Here is a 20,847-nt window from a genome sequence, read left to right on the forward strand (position 1 = left end):
TTCAAATTAAGATAATCATGCGAGTAGCACATATTTAAGTTATTCGCATGATCATCAATATATTTCAATTAAAAATTAGCTTACTCAGTCTTATCCTTAAACTCACACAGGTCTTCGATAATACAGGAACCGCAACGGGGTTTTCTGGCTAAGCAAGTGTACCGTCCGTGAAGAATAAACCAATGATGAACATCCACTTTAAACTCATTCGGCACCACTTTAAGCATATTCAGTTCAACTTGATCGACATTTTTGCCTGGGGCAAATTTAGTCCGGTTTGCTAACCTAAAAATATGCGTGTCAACGGCAATGGTTGGCCAACCAAAAGCGGTATTGAGTACTACATTAGCCGTTTTTCGTCCCACTCCAGGTAAAGCTTCTAATGCTTCCCGATTTTCGGGTACTTCACCAGCATGTAAATCAATCAGCATTTTACAGGCGTTAATCACATTAATGGCTTTGTTATTGTATAAGCCAATGGTTTTAATATATTGCTTGAGCCCGTCAACGCCTAAGTCATAGATTGCTTGAGGCGTATTGGCAATTGGAAACAGTTTATCAGTGGCTTTATTGACACTGACGTCAGTTGCTTGTGCTGATAATGTGACCGCAACTAAGAGCTCAAATGGGCTGGAAAAATTAAGTTCGGTCTCAGGTTTAGGGTTATTGTCCCTTAATCGGCAGAGAATTTGATGGCGTTTATCTTTATTCATAATAATCGGTCAATTTATCGTTAAGTTAACGGCCGCTGTCGGTTAACAGCGGTTGAGTATTAGTTGACTTTAGTGATCCGAGCCCGCGTAACACCAACTACTTCAGCTTTAGGTTGCATTGCTTTTACTCGGCTGTCGATGACATTTTTAAGGGCGATTAGTAATCCCATGCCAATGAATGCTCCTGGCGGTAACATGGCCAATAAAAATGGTGTGTCTACCTGCCATACATGAATGGTCAATACACTGGCCCAATCACCTAATAATAGATCTGCACCGTCAAAAAGAGTCCCTTGACCAATGAGTTCACGGCTTGCACCTAACACTACCAATACTGCGGTAAATCCCAAGCCCATCATCAATCCATCGAACGTCGAGTGGGCTAATGAATTACGCGATGCAAATGCTTCAGCGCGACCTATGATGACGCAGTTAGTGACGATCAAGGGTAAGAAAATACCTAATGATAAATATAAATTATAGGCATAAGCGTTAATCAGTAATTGCACACAAGTCACCAGTGCAGCAATGATCATCACAAATACCGGGATTCGAATTTCTTTAGGAACAAAATCGCGCACTAAAGAGACTAAAATATTCGACCCAACTAATACCAACAAAGTGGCCACACCTAAACCTAACGCGTTAGTAATGGTGGCAGTAACGGCAAGTAGTGGACATAGGCCTAAGAGTTGCACTAACCCTGGATTGTTTTTCCATAGCCCTTGAGCGGCTATTTCACGATAATTACTCATGGCTGGCCTCACAGGCATAATGACTTTGGTACAGTGTTTGACGATGTTGTTCAATAAACGTCATCGCTTTAGTAATGGCTTTAACATAAGCGCGCGGAGTAATGGTTGCACCGGTAAATTGATCAAACTGGCCACCGTCTTTTTTTACTTTCCACATGCTGGTGTTGTCTTTAAATAATTTGCCACTGAAATGGGTCACCCAATCAGATTTACGAAGATCGATTTTATCACCTAACCCAGGAGTCTCTTGATGGGAAAGGGTTCGCACACCTAATATTTCCCCTTGGTTATCAACGCCGATAATCAGTTTTATCTCGCCGTTATAGCCATCTGGTGCAATTGCTTCTATTGCGATAGCGACAGGTTGATCACCCTGATAAGCAAGATATGCCGGTAAATCGGCTTCTGTGCCTAATAGTTCTGGCGAGTTAACCAAAATACATTGCTCACTGAGTACATTATCGTGTAACTGGGGCGGAATGATTTGGTTGAGAATCAAGGTTAATTGTTTTTGCTGTTGCAATGAAATCGTGTCGCTGGTTAACGCATGTACTAAGGCTACAAGACCTGTGCAACACAAGGCAAATAGGCCCAGTAAAAGACCATTTTTAATCATCGGGTTAGTGGTTAAAATAGACATAATTAATTTCCTGCTCGATGACCATAACTACGAGGGCGAACATAATAATCGATAAATGGTGCGCACATATTCGCCAGTAACACAGCAAATGCGACAGCATCAGGATAGCCGCCAAATGTTCTTATTAAGTAAATCAGTAAGCCTATCATGGCGCCAAATATTAGACGACCACGAGTACTCGTTGCCGCAGTCACAGGGTCAGTGGCAATAAAAAATGCCGCCAGCATGGTTCCCCCAGAAAATAAATGCATCGTAGGGCTCACGAAGGTATCAGGGCTGATTAAAAAGCCAATACTGGCACAAACAAATAAGCTCAAAAGAATTGATCCGCTTATGTGCCAGCGGATCACCTTGAGCTTCAGCATGACTATGCCGCCAATGAGATAGGCGAGATTGACCCAAAACCAACCTTCGCCAACAGTGCCAGAAAAGATAGTCTTAGTCATACTTTCTGTTGTAGTTAGGCCCATCGACAGGTCGGTTTTTAGGGTATCTAGTGGCGTGGCCATCGTTGTGCCATCAATCGCAAGATGGAAATAGTCTGCAGCGTAGCCAGTGTTTAATTGAAAGATACTGTTGAACGTATGCAACATATCGGCGCTGTTGAGGGCTAATGTTTGCGGGGCAACCCATGATGTCATTTGCACTGGAAATGAGATCAACAGCAGTACGTATGCAGCCATAGCAGGGTTAAAGACATTATTGCCCAATCCGCCATAGAGCTGCTTGACAATCACAATCGCAAATAATGTCCCGATAACGATCATCCACCAGGGTGCTAAAGGCGGAATTGCAACCGCCAGTAAGCTTGCCGTCACCAATGCGCTATTATCCGCTAAGGTTGCCGTTATATTTTTGTGACGTAACTTTATTACTGCAGCTTCAGCGAGATAAGCTACTGTGATGGCGAGTAATAATTGAACTAAGGTTCCATAGCCAAAATAATAGCTTTGTACAGCAATCCCGGGGATCAAGCATAGCGCAACGCGCTTCATCACTGTATTGGTTTGCGATGTTGAACTGACATGTGGTGATGAGGCAATTTTAAATGCCATAGTGGTTATTCCTCTTGCTTAGCACTGTTAGCGAGTTTCTTGGCTTTCGCTTTGGCGACAGCGGCGGCAATTTTGGCTTTTTTGTCATCAATAGGAGCTTCGCTATTGGTCATATCAACATCACTAGCGGTCTTAATCGCCTGATTGACGACGGTAGATGATACGGCTGACTCATCTGTTTGCGTCAACTCATTAGCTAATGCTGCTTTTTTAGCTTTTGCTTTAGCCACTGCGGCAGCGATTTTAGCTTTTTTGTCATCGACAGGAGCGGCGTTAATACTGCTATCTGTTGCACTGGGGCTATTTATCGCCTCAGCCGCAACAGCACTACTAGGCTCAGCTGGGTTATCGGTTGCAGCCGATTCATTAGCTAACGCGGCTTTTTTGGCTTTTGCTTTAGCCACCGCAGCAGCGATTTTAGCTTTTTTGTCATCAACAGGAGCGACGTTAATACTACTATCTGTTGCACTCGGGCTATTTATCGCCTCAGCCGTAACAGCACTATCAGACTCAGCAGGGTTATCGGTTGCAGCCGATTCATTAGCTAACGCGGCTTTTTTGGCTTTTGCTCGAGCTACCGCAGCAGCGATTTTAGCTTTTTTGTCATCGACAGGAGCGGCGTTAATACTGCTATCTGTTGCACTCGGGTTATTTATCGCCTCAGCCGTAACAGCACTACTCGATGTAGCTGAGTTATCGGTTGCAGCCGATTCATTAGCTAATCCTGCTTTTTTGGCTTTTGCTCGAGCTACCGCAGCGGCAATTTTTGCTTTCTTGTCGTCGATATTATCAGCGGAATGATCAGCAGTTGCCTCTGTGACATCAGCTTGCTTATCAGCTAAAGACTGAGCTGCAATAGCGGCTTTTTTAGCTTTAGCCCGCTCAATTGCTGCACTAACCGCGGTTTTCTTAGCGTCCGGACTGTCTACAGCTACACTTGGTGCATCGGTAATGTTTGTGTCTGTTGTGACTGAGTCCTTTGTCGCATCTGCTGTTTGAGCCTTTTTAGCAGCAATACGTGCCATTGCAGCGGCAACGGCATCTTTGTCGCTCGATTTCATATTCGCTTGGCGTTTAGCCGCTGCTTGCTTAGATTTTTCTTCTCGAGCCGTTTTTTCATCTTCAAGTCGTTGCAGGCGCACTTCAAAACGTTGTTTTGCTCTTTCAGCTTGTAGTTTTTCTTCTGCAGTATTTTTCAGCGCAGATTTAGCCACGCGATAGTATTCTACTAATGGAATATCACTTGGGCATACGTAACTGCAACAACCACATTCTATGCAGTCTTTTAAGTTAAAGCTGGCAGCCTTATCGTATTCTTCGGCCTTTGCATGCCAAAATAATTGCTGAGGTAGCAATAATGCCGGGCAGGCAACTGCACACTCACCACATCGAATACAGGCTTTCTCATCGGCGTCTGGGGCGATTTCAGCTTGGCTGGGGGTCAGTAAGCAGTTAGTACCTTTTAATATTGGCACATCGAGATCTGCTAGTGCGTATCCCATCATTGGGCCACCCACAATGACTTTTTGGCCATTATCTGGGGCAAAGTTGACTTGATTTAGAGCATCGGCCACCGTTGTTCCTATGCGAAGCCAATAGTTTCCTGGTTTTCCGACGCGTTCCCCAGTGAAAGTGACAACGCGTTCAATAAGTGGCTTACCTTGTAAAACGGCTTCTTGAATCGCATAGGCGGTACCGACGTTATGCATCACAATACCAAGTTGGGCTGGAATGGCTCCACTGGGTACTTCTTTACCGGTAATAATTTGAATCAGTTGTTTTTCACCGCCAGAAGGATACTTGGTCGGAATAACCGTGACGCGAATAATATCATTAGGCAATGTACTGCGAGTAATTGCCGCTTGCATCGCTTTTGCTGCTTCAGGTTTATTATCTTCAATAGCGATAACAATGCGCTGAGGATTGAGTAAGTGATGAATAATGCTGATCCCCGTTAAGATCTCATCACTGTAATCGCGCATTAATCTGTCATCGGCGCTGATGTAGGGTTCACACTCGACACCATTAATGATCACTAAATCTATTTCACTGGCAGGGTTAAGTTTTACGTGGCTGGGAAATGCTGCGCCGCCCATACCCGCAATACCCGCTTGTTTAATTTTGTCTAAAATAGCCGACTTTGACAGTTGTTCAAGCTGGTTTGGTATTAATTCACACCAAGTATCTTGACCATCAGCTTCGATGATGCAGCTTAATACTGGCAATGTAGAAGCATGGTTACTGTTATGTTGCTCTATGGCGACAACCACACCAGAGGTAGGCGCGTGAACGGGTAAATAAGTAAAGCCAGCTCCTTCAGTGAGAGCTTGTCCTTTGAGTACGTGGTCACCCACCTTGACACTCATGGTCGCAAGTTGGCCGACAAGGGGAACCGGTACGACAAATCGCGATGGCAAGGGTAACGATGATATTACGCTTTGATTGGATAATGTTTTCAGTTCAGGTGGATGGATCCCGCCAGGAGAGCGCCACAAATGACCTTTATCTAATTGCTCTAATAACGTTAACACCGTTTATCCTCTTGCTGTTGATCGATTACGCTTATTGGAATTGCGCGTAATTTCCAATCCCAATTTTGTATAGTGGTTTCAACGGGGATCATGTCAATACAATCGACGGGACAAGGTTCAACGCATAAATCGCAGCCAGTACAATCTTTGGCAATCACGGTATGCATTAATTTTCCAGCCCCTAAAATAGCGTCGACTGGGCATGCTTGAATACATTTAGTACAGCCAATACATTCATCTTCGCGGATAAAAGCCACTTTTTTCACATTGGCTTGGGCTGCTTCCCCTAATGGTTCCGGTTCTACGCCCATGAGTTCGGCAATCTTTTCCATGGTAGCAGTACCACCAGGAGGGCATTTATTGATTTTATCACCATTGGCAATGGCTTCGGCGTAGGGCCGGCAACCCGGATAACCACATTGTCCACACTGAGTCTGTGGCAGCAGGGTGTCAACTTGATCAACAATAGGATTGCCTTCGACTTTAAATTTTTTCGATGCAAAGCCTAAAATGACTCCAAATGCTAACGCTAAAACGGTCAATATCGCTACAGCAATGAATATACTCGACAACATTAGTTAACCAGCCCCGCAAACCCCATAAAGGCTAATGACATTAAACCTGCAGTGATCATCGCAATCGCACCACCTTGAAAAGGTAAGGGCACGTCTGCTGCAGCCAAGCGCTCACGCATGGCTGAAAATAAAATTAACACTAGAGAAAAACCAACAGCAGCACCAAAACCATAAATAGCCGATTCAATAAAGTTATGGTCTTCATTAACGTTAAGCAATGCCACGCCTAATACCGCGCAATTGGTGGTAATAAGCGGTAGATAAATTCCCAAAGCACGATGTAGAGACGCGCTGGTTTTTTGCACCACCATTTCAGTGAACTGTACGACAACAGCAATCACTAAAATAAAGCTCATGGTGCGTAAATAGCTTAAGTCAAAAGGTTGCAGTAAAAATTCGTTGGTTAAATAACTCAGAATAGAAGCGAGGGTCAACACAAACGTGGTGGCCATTGACATGCCGACCGCCGACGCTAATTTGCTCGACACCCCCATAAAAGGGCATAGACCTAAGAATTTTACCAGAACGAAGTTATTTACCAGCACTGTGCCGATCAACAGGAGAAGATACTCTGTCATTGCTACAATTTTTTTGACCAATAGATACGAGTATTATCTTAGGTTTGGCGCCGATAAACAACGGATAAAAAATAAGGTTAAACATAAAATGTTTAACCTTAGAATAAAAGCGATATATTTACCGTATATTAACGTTGTTTTTACTGTTTATTTAACAATAACTCAGGTTTAGCAATATAATAACCTTGCATACCATCTACTAACAGTTTTTCTAACGTCAGCTTTTCGTCTTGTTTTTCAACCCCAGTAGCGATAACGCGGATACTGATGCGTTTAGCGATATCGACAATCATCCGGACAAAGAACTTATTATTATTGTCCTGTTCGATATTGTCACTGTAACTACTGTCTAACTTGATAAAATCAGGACGAACCTCTCGGAAAAATTTAAATGATGTAAAGCCTAAACCAAAGCGCTCGATAGCCACTTTTGCTCCAGCTTTGTGTATCTCGTTTACAAAATTATGGCTAGATTCTAAATTGGTTTGCATGCCTGATTCATTCAGTTCAAACACCAATCGAGCCGCTGTGCCTCGATTTTTAGTTAATATGTCTTTAAGCCACATGGTAAAACCGTCTTGATGTGCTGAAGAAGCACTGATATTAACTCCCATGTGGCCTGAAATGCTTGGGTTCTCACTCAACACCTTAATGGTTTGTGTCACGATCATTTTATCTAATTCAACACTCATCCCATATCGTTCAGCCATTGCAATAACAGTGGTCGTGGGTAAATGTTTACCTTCGACATTATAAAAGCGTGCTAATAATTCACGGTAAACTTCAGTCGCATTATTACAAGGTTGGATAGGTTGTTGATAAAACTTAATACTTCTTCGATTAATTAAGTCATCTATAGTGATTTTCCAATGTTCCGTGCTTATTTGCTCACTACCCGATAGTTTCTCTAATTGATAGTAACGATTTGGTCCCATTGTTTGCGCCACGCTGACGGCCGTATCGGCTAATGCCATCAATGCCAATGGCTCGTTACCTTGCTGATAGGGCACCATACCAGCATGTGCAATGGAATCACTTTTAGTTGTTTGAGCATATTCATCTAAGTGGCGTTTAAGGTGTTCTAAAAATCGTTCGCCTTCTTTAAGTGAAATGCTGTCAATAAAAATAGCAAAATCACCACTTGAGATTCTAAAGCACTCACTCATTCCAAGATTAGCTAGCGATTTTCGAATACAGGTTGCCAATTTTGCTAAATAATCATCTCCAGCCGCACGTCCATGCAACTGATTGATGCTTGCCAGTTCAGCAGCCTTAACGACTATGAGTACACCATACTGTTGCTTATCCGTTTTATTAATTGCTTCAATATGTTGTGTAAAACGTTGTCGAGTTGAAAATCCACTGACGGGATCTTGATATGCGGCTTTAGTTAACTGTTCATTCTCTTTTCTGACACGATCTAAGTTGAGCTTTAATTGGCTGCGACAAATTTCCAGTGTATTACCGAGTGGTCTTAAAACACCTGGAAAGCGCGATTTCTCAATGGCGAGGAAGGATAAATCAGGAATATGAGAGATGTATTCGGCAGCATAGTTGATTCTTCGGCGGTGTAGTTGCATCAGCAATGCAAATAACAACATCAATGACACATAAGCGATAATCAATAAGGTTGCTGTCTGTTGTAAATCATCAAAACTGGCTGATAATACGCTCGCGGTATCTAATCTAACTTGTAAGCGACCGTCAGGAAAATTTTGTACATGACCTAATTCAATATTGAAGATTTCACTGGCGAAATCTCCCGCTGGGCGAAGTAAGCTGCCATGAGTAAAATTGTTATTATTATCAGTTTTATCAATATACTGAAAAAACTGAAACGAAAATTTTTCAGACATAAGCTGGTATAGTGCTTCGCCACTCCCTTGCCACTGATCAATAGTTTGCACGTATTGCTGATAATTAACCCGTGCAATTTCACCTTGTTGTTGAACTTCATTATTTTCCACCGTAAAAATTCGGAAAATTAATAAACCGAAAACGATAAAAAGAACAAGCTGAAAGGATTTCGATAAGCCCATAAAACATCTATTCCTTGAGTATGTTTGGTTAAACTTGCTCGTTCTGGCACAAACCTTGTGCTGCAGTGGTTCGAATGTCGTTTTTTAACCAAAAGTAAAATGCGCTATATAGTTTGTATAATAACCAATAATATCATAGCAGAAATGAGATTAAATAATGATTAATCTAAGGTTATATTTCCGATAGAAAATTTAACGATTTTAATCACAAAAATTTTAACATAAATGACCAATGATAAAGGATCATCAATGACTAATAAGATATTGAATTACATGGGAGGTTCGTAGGATGGGAGTTTTAGCTGTGCGATGAAGTTAATAATAATGGCTCCCCAGACTGGACTCGAACCAGTGACATACGGATTAACAGTCCGCCGTTCTACCAACTGAACTACTGGGGAATTATTATTACTTATTTTAGACTTTGAAATGGCTCCCCAAACTGGACTTGAACCAGTGACATACGGATTAACAGTCCGCCGTTCTACCAACTGAACTATTGGGGAAGCGTATTATTTCAAATATGTTATCTCGATGGCTCCCCAAACTGGACTTGAACCAGTGACATACGGATTAACAGTCCGCCGTTCTACCAACTGAACTATTGGGGAATCGTTTCGATAACAGTAAATATTGGCTCCCCAAACTGGACTCGAACCAGTGACATACGGATTAACAGTCCGCCGTTCTACCAACTGAACTATTGGGGAATTATATTTACATCTCAACTTACTTTTACTAAATGGCTCCCCAGACTGGACTCGAACCAGTGACATACGGATTAACAGTCCGCCGTTCTACCAACTGAACTACTGGGGAAGCGTTTTTAGCAATGTATTGCTGAGAACGGAGCGCATAGTAAAACGCTCTGGTAACTGAGTCAACTCGAGTTATAAAAAAAAACGCATTTATGTGACTAATTGGTTACCAAACACACATCGTGAACGACTTTTGCTCGTTTGTGGTGATATTTTGACAATGAAAACAAAATTAATCACTTACTCATAAAATGGATTGTCGAACACTAACGATGCTGTTTATGTCAATTTCTTTGGGGAGTAGGTAGTTTGTGGTTGAAATTTGTTCGACTGACTTGATTTGTCTCTTTGTAAAAGAATGTGGCACAAGTTTTAGCGACAAAGTCTCTCAATAAGCATATATCGAGCAATAAATTGTTCGTTGATACATTAGACTACTTAGCTAATCTCTTGAGATCACGTTTGTGGTCACTTTTACTGTAGCACCGCTCACTCATGACGCTCAACTCCATCTGATGATTTCCATCTTGATGCCTCATCATATTAAAGTGATTATTCAAGTGCTGATATTTCGGCTAAGAGCTAGCTCAGTTTAACTAATGTATTTAAGAGAATGAACATTAACATTAATGAAATGGGTATCGAAAGTAGATGACTCAGAGATGGGATCGCAAGCTTGATCGATATTCAATCGATTGCTAAAGTAATTGTAGATTATCGAATTTAGCTATTCTTGACCCAATAGGTGAACTATTGTCGCTATCTTTCGTATTAATATGCAAATGTAATTAAATTTCATCACAAATTTCTTACGCTTTTATGAAACTCACTTGGTCGCTACCCCGCAGCAGTATTGAACTTTATTGACTTATCCACTAAATCTGTGGATAAACTTGTGGACTTCTTATGTAAATGAGCGGCAACCCCTTATTGCGCTTGAGTCGGACTTAAATTGGTACAATTATTTAGCGATAAGTTAAGTTGTATTTAATCAACTAGATACAAAAATCAATAACTTTCTTTTGTCACTGTTCTCTCAGTTGCAAAATTGTAATCTCTTTGGACAGTAGATTGTGTATTAAATTATGATTTAAGTTAGTTTTTCGGCGTATTACAGTGATTTAATCATGACCTTATCCATTTGTTTATAACTTTCACTTTAGGATCTTTATTTTGTCACATTACAGTGCTTAGTCGCTGATATTGATCTGAATAAAACATGCCCCAATTAATGGCTATAATGCGCTTTTAGGATTCATTTGGGCATAGCTTTAAATGATAAGAGAAGCTGTGCAATGATATTTTATATCGCCATTTGCTTGTTTTTGGGTATATCATAAACAGTTAATTAAAATAGGAAGCCGTGTTGTGTCAGAGTCCGTTTTTTCCCTAGAATCTAAATTTGAACCCGCCGGCGATCAACCTACAGCGATAAAAAAATTAGTTGATGGTTTAGAATCCGGTGTGGCTAGCCAAACGCTACTCGGCGTTACTGGATCAGGTAAAACATACACAATCGCCAATGTCATTAAGCAAATGGGGCGGCCAACTATCATCATGGCGCCTAACAAAACCCTTGCTGCCCAGCTCTATGGTGAGATGAAAGAGTTTTTTCCACATAATGCGGTTGAATATTTTGTATCCTACTACGATTACTATCAACCTGAAGCCTATGTTCCTGCGTCTAACACCTTTATAGAAAAAGATGCATCTGTGAATGCTCACATAGAGCAAATGCGTCTATCGGCCACTAAAGCGCTTTTAGAGCGTAAAGATGTGGTGCTCATCGCCTCGGTATCAGCTATATACGGTTTAGGTGATCCCGACTCTTATATGAAGATGCTATTACATTTGCGCCAAGGTGATTTTATGGGGCAACGGGACATCCTTATCCGACTCAGTGAATTGCAATACAAACGCAATGATATTGAATTACAACGCGGCACATATCGAGTTCGTGGTGAAGTGATTGATATTTTTCCGGCAGAATCTGAACGTGAAGCGATTCGAATTGAATTATTTGACGATGAAATAGAACGTTTAAGCGAATTTGATCCTTTGACTGGACAGATTAACAAGCGCATCGCACGCACCACTATTTATCCTAAAACCCACTATGTTACCCCGCGAGAAAAAATTCTTGCCGCCACGGAAGAGATAAAGGAAGAGCTACGAGAACGCCGTCAGTATTTACTTGATAACAATAAATTGATTGAAGCTCAGCGGATCACTGAACGGGTTCAATATGACATTGAAATGATGGTCGAGCTGGGTTACTGCTCTGGAATTGAAAATTACTCGCGATATTTATCCGGTCGATCATCTGGAGATGGTCCACCAACATTACTTGATTACCTTCCTGCAGATGGTTTACTGATCATTGATGAATCACATGTCACAGTGCCGCAAATTGGCGCTATGTACAAAGGTGACCGAAGCCGAAAAATGAACTTAGTAGAGTATGGCTTTCGATTACCATCTGCATTGGATAATCGGCCATTGATGTTCGAAGAGTTTGAGCGATTAATGCCGCAAACTATTTTTGTTTCGGCGACACCTAGTTTATATGAACTTGAAAAAAGTACCGGAGAGATAGCAGAGCAGGTGGTAAGGCCTACGGGATTGCTCGACCCTGTTTTAGAAGTGCGTCCTGTGGGTATCCAAGTTGACGATTTATTGTCTGAGATCCACAAACGTGTGGCGGTGAATGAAAGGGTGCTGGTTACCACATTGACCAAACGGATGTCAGAAGATCTGAGTGAATACCTTGATGAACATGGCATAAAAGTGCGCTATCTGCATTCTGACATTGATACCGTTGAGCGGGTTGAGATTATCCGAGATTTACGTTTAGGGCGTTTTGACGTACTGATTGGGATTAACTTATTACGTGAGGGCTTAGATTTACCAGAAGTATCATTAGTCTGTATTTTAGATGCCGATAAAGAGGGTTTTTTACGTTCCGAACGCTCACTTATCCAAACCATTGGTCGTGCGGCCCGTAATGTTAACGGCAAAGTTATTTTATATGCAGATCGCATAACCAACTCAATGGCTAAAGCCATGGGGGAAACGGAACGTCGACGCGAAAAACAACATCTACACAATGTGGCCAATGGGATTGTGCCGCGAGGTGTGGTGAAAAGTATTACAGATGTGATGGATGTTGGTGATAGCAACTTCAGTAAAGGTACACGTAAAAATCACTCTAAATTTGCTGAAGTCGCAGAAGAGCGCGCTAAATACACCAGTATTGCTGATTTGAGTCATCAAATTGATAAACTTGAAAAACAAATGCACGAACATGCTAAAAATTTAGAGTTTGAGCAAGCCGCTGCTGTGCGTGACGACGTTAAACATTTACGAGACCTGATCATTGTTAATAGCTAACAAGTTCAAAATATAATCCCTGTCTGCTGCCAGACGGGGAAGAGTCTCATGTGATCACAAACAACTGCATCGGCAAATTATTCTAAAACTGCTCATAAAAAAACGCGCCAATTGGCGCGTTTTTGTTGTTGCATATTATTGAGCTAATTAGAAACTGGCTGAGCGTGGGGCACGTGGGAACGGGATAACATCACGAATGTTGTTAACGCCAGTAACGTACGATACCAAACGTTCAAAACCTAGACCAAAGCCTGCATGAGGTACTGTGCCATAGCGACGTAAGTCGCGATACCACCAGTAATCTTCTTGGCTTAAATCCATTTCAGCTAAACGCTTATCAAGCACGTCTAAACGCTCTTCACGTTGCGCACCACCGATGATCTCACCAATGCCTGGTGCTAACACGTCCATAGCGGCAACTGTCTTGCCGTCATCATTTAAGCGCATGTAGAAAGCTTTAATGTCTTTCGGGTAGTTTTTTACTACCACAGGTGCTTTAAAGTGTTCTTCAGCTAAGTAGCGTTCGTGCTCAGACTGTAGATCGATACCCCATTCGACTGCGAATTCAAACTTCTTACCGCAGTTTTTAAGGATTTCAACCGCATCAGTGTAATCCACTTGGGCGAAATCACTGCTCACAAAGGCTTGTAAACGTTCAATAACGGTTTTATCAATACGCTCATTAAAGAAGGTTAAGTCATCCATACGCTCTTCAAGTACCGCACTGAAAGCGAACTTAAGCATTTTTTCCGCTAACTCAGCCGCATCGTCTAATGTAGCAAACGCCACTTCAGGCTCAACCATCCAGAATTCTGCAAGATGGCGAGTTGTGTTGGAGTTTTCAGCACGGAAAGTCGGGCCAAAGGTATACACTTTGGATAATGCACAAGCATAGGTTTCTGCGTTCAACTGACCCGATACGGTTAAGAATGCTTCTTTACCGAAAAAATCTTTATCGTAATCAACTTTACCTGCGTCAGTACGTGGAAGATTTTCCATGTCTAATGTCGACACGCGGAACATTTCACCTGCGCCTTCACAATCAGAAGCGGTAATAAGTGGGGTAGATACCCAGATAAAACCTTCTTGGTGATAGAAACGATGGATTGCTTGCGATAAACAGTTACGAACTCGAGCTACAGCACCAATAATATTGGTACGTGGGCGTAAATGGGCGAGTTCACGAAGATGCTCAATAGAATGACGTTTAGCCGACATTGGATAAGTATCTGGATCATCAACAAATCCAGTCACTACGATTTCAGATACTTGTAATTCAAATGCTTGGCCGGCACCTGGAGAGGCTACCACTTCACCTGTCATCACAACAGAGCAGCCTGCAGTCAATTTCAATACATCGTCATTGTAATTGGCTAGGCTATTTGGCACGACACCTTGAATAGGGTCGAAACATGAACCGTCATAAACGGCCAAGAAAGAGATACCCGCTTTTGAATCACGACGAGTTCTTACCCAGCCACGTATAGTGACATGTGAACCAACGGCGTGTTCAGCTTTAAATACAGAAGCGACAGATGCAATGCTCATTGTTGCTTTATTCTCCAACGTATAGAATATAAATATAAAATTTGGGTTTATCTTACCTTGCTGGTGGCTTTTCTCAAGCTGAAAACGCTATTCTATAAAGATTATTGTGATACTTTTGAGTAAGTCGATTAAATATTTGGCGAATTAGCCTCGTATTCTCTCGTTAACCAAGGAAAAGGCCATGTCTCGTTTAGGTATTATACAAGTGGTGTTGACTATTTTGTCATTATTAGGCTGGAGCTTAGCCATTTATGCATTGATTATCTTTGGCGAAGCCAGACCCGATAGAGCCGTAGGGTACTTTTTGAGTAAGGGCGCCACGGTCCGCTTAAACTGGGATCCACAGTTAACCATTAAATTAGAATACCTAATTTGGTGGTGTGCCGGTGTTAGTTTTCTCAACCTGCTGGTAAATTTTTATGCTAAGGCCACTACGCGCATAGGGTTTTGGGTTAATATTCCGTTGTTGTTTTTGGTGTCAGTGTCTGCGGGTTTGTACATTCGTTACGTGGTGTAGATGTGTCGATTAATGCTCATGCAGAAGCCAATAAAAGTGGTTACCGTTTGGGTGTTGAATTGGATTGTTATTTAAATCGCCAATGTTATAGGCTTAATTGACATCGATATGACGACACAATAAGTCGATAATGGCGGCGGTAACCCCCCAAATAAACTTGTCTTCAAAAGGCATAAAGTGAACTTGATACCTTGCCCCATGACGATAATGAAACATGTTATGGCGGTTGCTGCGCTCAATAAAAAAATTGAGTGGTACCAAAAAGCAATCTTCAACTTCACCAGGATCTAGCACCAATTCAAAAGGCTGCTTTACCATCGCTACCACAGGGGTAATTTCAAAACCAGTAAAGGTTTTGTGCGCAGGAAAAATCCCTAGAATATCGACATTTTCAGGCTGTAATCCTATTTCTTCGTGCGCTTCGCGCAGTGCCGTATGAATAATATCCCTATCATTTGGCTCAACTTTACCGCCAGGAAAGCTTATTTGACCAGGATGGTGACGTAAATGCATAGGACGCCGAGTTAACATAATATGCAGTTGCTGATCGACTTCCATTACTGCAATTAACACCGCGGCTTGACGACCAAGATATGATTTGGGCGCAGAGGTGATGGTTGAGCGCAGCCGATGTAAGTTATAGCGTAAAGTGAATTCGTGTTTATTCATTGGTAACGTCTGGATCCTATTCATTATATCTGGCTGTTTTAGTCGTAAATAGTCACAATCTTCGATGGTATCTACCAAAGCTTAACCAGCATAACGGAGCCATTTAATGGTGGCATTTTACCACAATGATCGATATGAGTGCGCTTAGATATCTTATAGAAAAACAACACCTGTTATAAATTTAATACCATTCAATAACCCGTCTATAGTAAATCAATATTTCGTTCCTATTTTATTAATCTTTCATCAATAGCAGGCAAATGCTATTGGTAGCTAATCAGTGGTCTACTGATGATCATTAATTCATCTGTAAGTCTCTTCTATTTAGCTGCGCTATTTTATGGCAATAGCAAAGCAAACTTTATGATGTTATGCACTTTTTTTGTATCTTCTGCACTATTTCTGTGCGATAACTAATCGCAGATGAGCGTCACAAGTAACAATATTTGTTAAATTGAATTTAATTAACCATCTGATTTATAAGTAATATGTTTTGTCATTTTACTGCCATTAATCTGTAGTCAATTTGTTATGATTAACTGGCATGGTAACTGCTGTATTTTCAGTAGTTAATTCACGCGAGGAGGACAAATATGGAGCTAGAAAAGTTACTGTATTTGCAAGGCGTAGGGGCAGAGTTTATCGATTGTTTCGGTAATCTTGTTCATATACCCGCTAAGGACAGGCAGGGTATTTTAACCACAATGTTGTTACCATCTTCAGGTCATCAACATGCTTTTAGCCGTCATAGCGAAGCGTTATGTCATCTCAATGAGTCTTATCATCAACCATTATCAGAGTCACAGGTTGCAGCTAAGATCAGCCAGCTCGATATCCAACCTTGGTTAAAGCCACTGCATAACTTTCAATGGTGTTTAATTGATAAGCCTCATGTTGATATTTACTTACCAGAGCGTGATTCAGGTGCTTTTAGCATCAAGATCCACGGTGAAAATGCACACTCTATCTCGATCTCTGCACAGGTCAATGACTGTATTGTTGTCGGTGAATACCATATTAACGGTCAGCGTTATTGTCAGTATCGCTTATTTTTTGTTCACTCTAGTCTGCAGTTAGGATACTACTCATTGAGTTTATCCTTTATCAATGATCCAGTTCATCCTGATGTGTTGCGTGGGCAATTAATGGTCTCTCCATCTATGGCCTATCAAGGTCGTTTAGCACAAACAGATAAACAGTTTTGGGGACTGAATGCGCAGCTTTATGCATTACGTAATGATGCGCAATGGGGCATAGGCGATTTTGGCAATTTAGCCGAACTGATTGATTACGCGGCTCATGCTGGTGCTGATTTTATTCTGCTTAATCCACTTCATGCTTTAGACATCAGCCAGCCAGATAATCCCAGCCCATATAGCCCAACGGATCGTCGTCGTTTAAATCCCTTATACATACAAATTGAAGCCGTTGGTGAATATAACGCCCTTGATGGGGAGTTATTATCACAAAAATGGCAACAAAAAAGACAGATCCTCAATCAAGCTCATTTGATTAACTATGATGAAGTTCAGCAGTTAAAATATGCAGCATTTGAAAAACTGTATCAAATATTTTGCTTGGACCATGTTAAGTATGAAACCCCCAGATTTAAAGAGTATTTGGCATTCATAGAACAAGATAACGTTGCATTAATGCAATTTGTCGCCATGGAATTGAAATTGGCATCTAAAAATTTCACTCATGATGCTGGGTTTTATTTATATTTACAGTTCATTGCCAATGAGCAATTACAAGCTTGTCAGCTTAATGCGAAGCAGTGCGGCATGAGTATTGGACTGATCCGTGATTTAGCTGTTGGTGCCATTAGCCATGGGGCGGAGGTGAGTGCAAATGTTGATTTTTTTTGCGATAACGCCAGTATCGGCGCGCCGCCAGATCCGTTTGCCGAGCAAGGCCAAAATTGGGGCTTAACTCCATTTGATCCTGTCAAACTAAAACAACATGACTTTAGCCACTTTATCCAACTGGTTCGCAGTAATATGCAAAGTTGCGGAGCCTTGAGGATCGACCATGTCATGGGGTTGCTGCGTCTATGGTGGTGGCCGTTACAGGACGATTTAGGCAATGGCAGCTATGTCTATTACCCGCTTGAAACCTTATTAGCTATTGTGTGTTTAGAAAGCCAACGAGCGCGTTGTGTCGTTATTGGTGAGGACTTAGGCATAGTTCCGCCAGAAATAGTGGCTTGTTTGCGTGACGCGGGTATTTTTTCGAACGAATTATTCTATTTCTGTAAAGATTATCACGGCTTCAAGTCTCCACAAGAACACAAGCGCCAGAGCTTGATGATGCTAGCTAATCATGATGTTCCTACATTATTTGCCTGGTGGTCTGGCGACGATTTACGTCTACGACGTCAGCTTAATTTGATCGAAACCGATGATAAATTACAGCAGCTTTTAGCGCAGCGTCAGCAAGAAAAAATACAATTAGTCGATTTACTTATCCGCGAACATGGGTTTGAGTTACCACTGCCCACATCTTCAGTGGATGAATTAGAGTTTGACAGTGTGTTACTGGCTTGGATAAGTGTTGCCGCCAAAGGCAATGCACAATTGTTTAGTGTGCAATTAAGTGACTTAGTCGCTGATAAGCATGGGGTTAATATTCCTGGTACTTGGAAAGAGTTCCCTAACTGGCAGCGCAGGTTACCTTTGTCTATTAAGCAAATGTCCCAAAGTCCTAAAGTACAACAACGTCTTGAAGCGATAGCTTGTGCACGACAACCTCGCAGCAACGCCCGAAGCAGCGTTAGTGCTGTAAACATTCCCTCATCCGATACACTCGGCCATTAATGGATCACTGATTATGACTGTAGCGACCCCGTATTTTCAGCAAGATAGTGAAATAGCCTTATTAAATGGTGAGTACACTGACGTGTTTTCATTACTTGGTATGCACAGTAGTAGTGATAATAAAGGATTAATTGTTCGTTGCTTACTTCCCGGTGCACTGAGTATCGATGTGTTAAACGCAAAAGATCTCCGTAAAGTGGCCAGTCTTGAACAGGTTAATCAACAAGGTTTGTTTGCCGGTAAAATGGGCCGCAGAGTGAAACCTTTTGCTTACTTATTGCGAGTGCAATACCCACTGTGTGAACAGCTCATCAATGATCCTTATCAGTTTGATAGTTTACTCAATCCTGATGATGTGTATTTATTCGGTGAAGGTAGTCAGTTACAAACTTATCATTTTCAAGGGGCTAACTGGCGCGAGCATCATGATGTTAAAGGTGTGCATTTTTGTGTGTGGGCGCCAAATGCCAAGCAAGTGGCTGTGGTGGGCGATTTTAACTTATGGGACAAAAAACGCCATGTGTTGCGCCACCATCCTGCGAGTGGGTTGTGGGATATTTTTATTGCAGATGTTGAACCTGATCAACACTATAAGTTCGCTATTTGCGATGTTCATGGCAATGAGATTATTAAATCTGATCCCTATGCCGTTGCCATGCAACCGTCGCCGCACAATGCGTCAAAAATCCCTAATCTTGATCACTATGACTGGCAAGATGGCGAATGGTTAACTGAACGAGCTAGCCGTGAGCCTCATGCTCAACCTATGTCTATTTATGAAGTGCAATTAGCCTCATGGCGTCGTAGTGGTGATGACGGTCAAGATTACACCGATTATTCACAGCTCATTGCCGAACTGGTGCCGTATGTCAAAGAAATGGGCTTTACACATTTGCAATTGATGCCGATCAGTGAGTATCCATTTGACGGTTCTTGGGGTTATCAACCTGTCGGGTTATTTGCGCCTACCTATCGCTTTGGCGACGCTAATGGTCTTAAAGCCTTTATCGATGAATGTCATTTGCAAGGTATTGCAGTATTGCTTGATTGGGTACCCGCACACTTTCCTCGAGATCCACACGGGCTGGTGAGATTTGATGGTAGCTGCTTATATGAACATGAAGATCCGCGCCGAGGTGAGCACCCTGATTGGGATACGCTAATTTATAATTATGGTCGCGCGGAAGTCCGCAGTTTCTTATACAGCAATGCCTATTACTGGCTAAACGAATTCCATTTTGATGGTTTACGCCTTGATGCTGTGTCGTCGATGTTATATCTCGATTACAGCCGCACAGCCGACCAATGGATCCCCAATGAACTGGGTGGCCGAGAAAACCTTCAAGCTATCAGCTTTCTACAAGAGCTTAATGCGCGCATGTACCAATGTTTTCCTGGCATTAATATGATCGCTGAGGAATCAACTGCGTGGCCAGGCGTGACTCAAGCGACCAGTAATAACGGCTTAGGTTTTGGTTTTAAATGGAACATGGGCTGGATGAACGACACACTGCGTTACATCAGCAGCGATCCTTTGTTCAGACGTTATCACCATGGTGAGCTGACATTTAGCTTAGTGTATGCCTTTACCGAACAATTTATTTTGTCGCTTAGTCATGATGAAGTTGTCCACGGCAAGGGGTCGTTATTACATAAAATCCCCGGCGACGATTGGCAGAAATTTGCTACGTTACGCGCTTATTACGGTTTCATGTGGGCACATCCGGGCAAAAAGTTATTGTTTATGGGCAATGAGTTTGCCCAGCGCAATGAGTGGAACCATAACCAGAGCCTTGACTGGCATTTATTAAACTATACGCCGCATCAAGGCGTGCAAGATTGGGTACGCGATCTCAATCAGTGTTATCAGCAATATCCTGCGTTATATCAACGCGATCACAACAGTGATGGTTTTCAATGGCTCGACTGCAATAATGCCGACGATAACATTTTAGTATTTTGTCGTTTTGGTATTGATAAACAACAACCTGTGGTGATTGTGGTCAACATGTCGCCACAGGTTTTTCACCACTTTAGAATTGGGGTGCCAACCGACCAGTCCTATAACGAAATACTTAACAGTGACCACCGTCATTATGGCGGCAGTCATGTTGTCAATGATGCAACGTATGAAATACAAGCAACAGAATGGCAAGGCATGCCTTACAGTTTAGTGATTACAGTGCCACCACTGGCATGCAGTATTTGGGCACCGGAACCGCATGAGTTGCCATAATAGTGCAACATGTTAAAACAGCAGGGT

At 42.0% G+C, this 20,847-nt stretch carries 14 protein-coding genes and 5 tRNA genes; 4 read left to right on the forward strand and 15 right to left on the reverse strand.

Annotated features, from left to right (window positions below; translation table 11 throughout):
- Positions 1-80: 80 nt before the first annotated feature.
- From nth to GW828_RS08785, 13 genes are all read right to left on the reverse strand, one after another.
- Positions 81-713 carry an endonuclease III gene (gene nth, locus GW828_RS08725; RefSeq protein ID WP_124014716.1) on the reverse strand — a complete coding sequence of 211 codons (633 nt, stop codon included), beginning with the start codon at positions 711-713 and terminating at the stop codon, positions 81-83.
- Positions 714-772: 59 nt separating this feature from the next.
- Positions 773-1,468, reverse strand: coding sequence for an electron transport complex subunit E (locus tag GW828_RS08730; RefSeq protein ID WP_124014717.1), 696 nt, complete (start codon positions 1,466-1,468; stop codon positions 773-775).
- Positions 1,461-2,084: an electron transport complex subunit RsxG gene (gene rsxG, locus GW828_RS08735; RefSeq protein WP_182697431.1), complete on the reverse strand. Its 624-nt coding sequence runs from the start codon at positions 2,082-2,084 to the stop codon at positions 1,461-1,463. Before rsxG ends, GW828_RS08730 begins: the two co-directional genes overlap by 8 nt.
- A gap of 26 nt (positions 2,085-2,110) precedes the next feature.
- Positions 2,111-3,163: an electron transport complex subunit RsxD gene (gene rsxD / locus GW828_RS08740; RefSeq protein WP_124014719.1), complete on the reverse strand. Its 1,053-nt coding sequence runs from the start codon at positions 3,161-3,163 to the stop codon at positions 2,111-2,113.
- 5 nt (positions 3,164-3,168) lie between these two features.
- On the reverse strand, positions 3,169-5,694 hold the full coding sequence (rsxC, locus tag GW828_RS08745) for an electron transport complex subunit RsxC (protein WP_273058155.1): 2,526 nt from the start codon (positions 5,692-5,694) through the stop codon (positions 3,169-3,171).
- On the reverse strand, positions 5,688-6,266 hold the full coding sequence (gene rsxB, locus GW828_RS08750) for an electron transport complex subunit RsxB (protein WP_182722973.1): 579 nt from the start codon (positions 6,264-6,266) through the stop codon (positions 5,688-5,690). The genes rsxC and rsxB overlap by 7 nt, the downstream gene beginning before the upstream one ends.
- Before the next feature lie 2 nt (positions 6,267-6,268).
- Entirely contained in the window at positions 6,269-6,847 is a 579-nt protein-coding gene (gene rsxA, locus GW828_RS08755) for an electron transport complex subunit RsxA (protein ID WP_182722839.1), read from the reverse strand.
- Positions 6,848-6,987: 140 nt separating this feature from the next.
- Entirely contained in the window at positions 6,988-8,886 is a 1,899-nt protein-coding gene (locus GW828_RS08760; RefSeq protein WP_182722840.1) for an EAL domain-containing protein, read from the reverse strand.
- A 325-nt stretch (positions 8,887-9,211) separates the two neighbouring features.
- A tRNA-Asn gene (locus GW828_RS08765) sits at positions 9,212-9,287 on the reverse strand.
- 29 nt (positions 9,288-9,316) lie between these two features.
- Positions 9,317-9,392, reverse strand: a tRNA-Asn gene (locus GW828_RS08770).
- A gap of 29 nt (positions 9,393-9,421) precedes the next feature.
- Positions 9,422-9,497 (reverse strand) — tRNA-Asn (locus GW828_RS08775).
- A gap of 23 nt (positions 9,498-9,520) precedes the next feature.
- Positions 9,521-9,596 (reverse strand) — tRNA-Asn (locus tag GW828_RS08780).
- 33 nt (positions 9,597-9,629) lie between these two features.
- Positions 9,630-9,705 (reverse strand) — tRNA-Asn (locus tag GW828_RS08785).
- 1,307 nt (positions 9,706-11,012) lie between these two features.
- Between GW828_RS08785 and uvrB the strand changes: the two genes are divergently transcribed.
- Positions 11,013-13,034, forward strand: a complete 2,022-nt coding sequence (gene uvrB / locus GW828_RS08790) for an excinuclease ABC subunit UvrB (protein ID WP_124014723.1) — start codon at positions 11,013-11,015, stop codon at positions 13,032-13,034.
- Between the two features lie 147 nt (positions 13,035-13,181).
- On the opposite strand, the gene asnS is transcribed toward uvrB, so the two are convergent.
- Positions 13,182-14,582: an asparagine--tRNA ligase gene (asnS, locus tag GW828_RS08795; protein WP_124014724.1), complete on the reverse strand. Its 1,401-nt coding sequence runs from the start codon at positions 14,580-14,582 to the stop codon at positions 13,182-13,184.
- 181 nt (positions 14,583-14,763) lie between these two features.
- Here asnS and GW828_RS08800 point away from each other — a divergent pair, with 181 nt between their 5' ends.
- On the forward strand, positions 14,764-15,099 hold the full coding sequence (locus GW828_RS08800; protein ID WP_124014725.1) for a hypothetical protein: 336 nt from the start codon (positions 14,764-14,766) through the stop codon (positions 15,097-15,099).
- A gap of 93 nt (positions 15,100-15,192) precedes the next feature.
- On the opposite strand, the gene GW828_RS08805 is transcribed toward GW828_RS08800, so the two are convergent.
- Positions 15,193-15,768 carry a CoA pyrophosphatase gene (locus GW828_RS08805; protein WP_124014726.1) on the reverse strand — a complete coding sequence of 192 codons (576 nt, stop codon included), beginning with the start codon at positions 15,766-15,768 and terminating at the stop codon, positions 15,193-15,195.
- A gap of 593 nt (positions 15,769-16,361) precedes the next feature.
- Between GW828_RS08805 and malQ the strand changes: the two genes are divergently transcribed.
- Complete coding sequence (gene malQ / locus GW828_RS08810) at positions 16,362-18,584, forward strand: 4-alpha-glucanotransferase (RefSeq protein ID WP_273058154.1); 2,223 nt, start codon at positions 16,362-16,364, stop codon at positions 18,582-18,584.
- A gap of 10 nt (positions 18,585-18,594) precedes the next feature.
- On the forward strand, positions 18,595-20,820 hold the full coding sequence (glgB, locus tag GW828_RS08815) for a 1,4-alpha-glucan branching protein GlgB (RefSeq protein WP_273058176.1): 2,226 nt from the start codon (positions 18,595-18,597) through the stop codon (positions 20,818-20,820).
- Positions 20,821-20,847 lie beyond the last annotated feature (27 nt).

It is taken from the genome of Shewanella vesiculosa, from assembly GCF_009994065.1.
Classification (GTDB): domain Bacteria; phylum Pseudomonadota; class Gammaproteobacteria; order Enterobacterales; family Shewanellaceae; genus Shewanella; species Shewanella vesiculosa.

Excerpts from the sequence above, each read along its gene's own strand:
- nth (WP_124014716.1), bottom strand. The coding sequence starts at position 713 with ATGAATAAAGATAAACGCCATCAAATTCTCTGCCGATTAAGGGACAAT.
- GW828_RS08730 (WP_124014717.1), bottom strand. The coding sequence starts at position 1,468 with ATGAGTAATTATCGTGAAATAGCCGCTCAAGGGCTATGGAAAAACAAT.
- rsxG (WP_182697431.1), bottom strand. The coding sequence starts at position 2,084 with ATGATTAAAAATGGTCTTTTACTGGGCCTATTTGCCTTGTGTTGCACA.
- rsxD (WP_124014719.1), bottom strand. The coding sequence starts at position 3,163 with ATGGCATTTAAAATTGCCTCATCACCACATGTCAGTTCAACATCGCAA.
- rsxA (WP_182722839.1), bottom strand. The coding sequence starts at position 6,847 with ATGACAGAGTATCTTCTCCTGTTGATCGGCACAGTGCTGGTAAATAAC.
- GW828_RS08760 (WP_182722840.1), bottom strand. The coding sequence starts at position 8,886 with ATGGGCTTATCGAAATCCTTTCAGCTTGTTCTTTTTATCGTTTTCGGT.
- asnS (WP_124014724.1), bottom strand. The coding sequence starts at position 14,582 with ATGAGCATTGCATCTGTCGCTTCTGTATTTAAAGCTGAACACGCCGTT.
- GW828_RS08800 (WP_124014725.1), top strand. The coding sequence starts at position 14,764 with ATGTCTCGTTTAGGTATTATACAAGTGGTGTTGACTATTTTGTCATTA.
- GW828_RS08805 (WP_124014726.1), bottom strand. The coding sequence starts at position 15,768 with ATGAATAAACACGAATTCACTTTACGCTATAACTTACATCGGCTGCGC.
- malQ (WP_273058154.1), top strand. The coding sequence starts at position 16,362 with ATGGAGCTAGAAAAGTTACTGTATTTGCAAGGCGTAGGGGCAGAGTTT.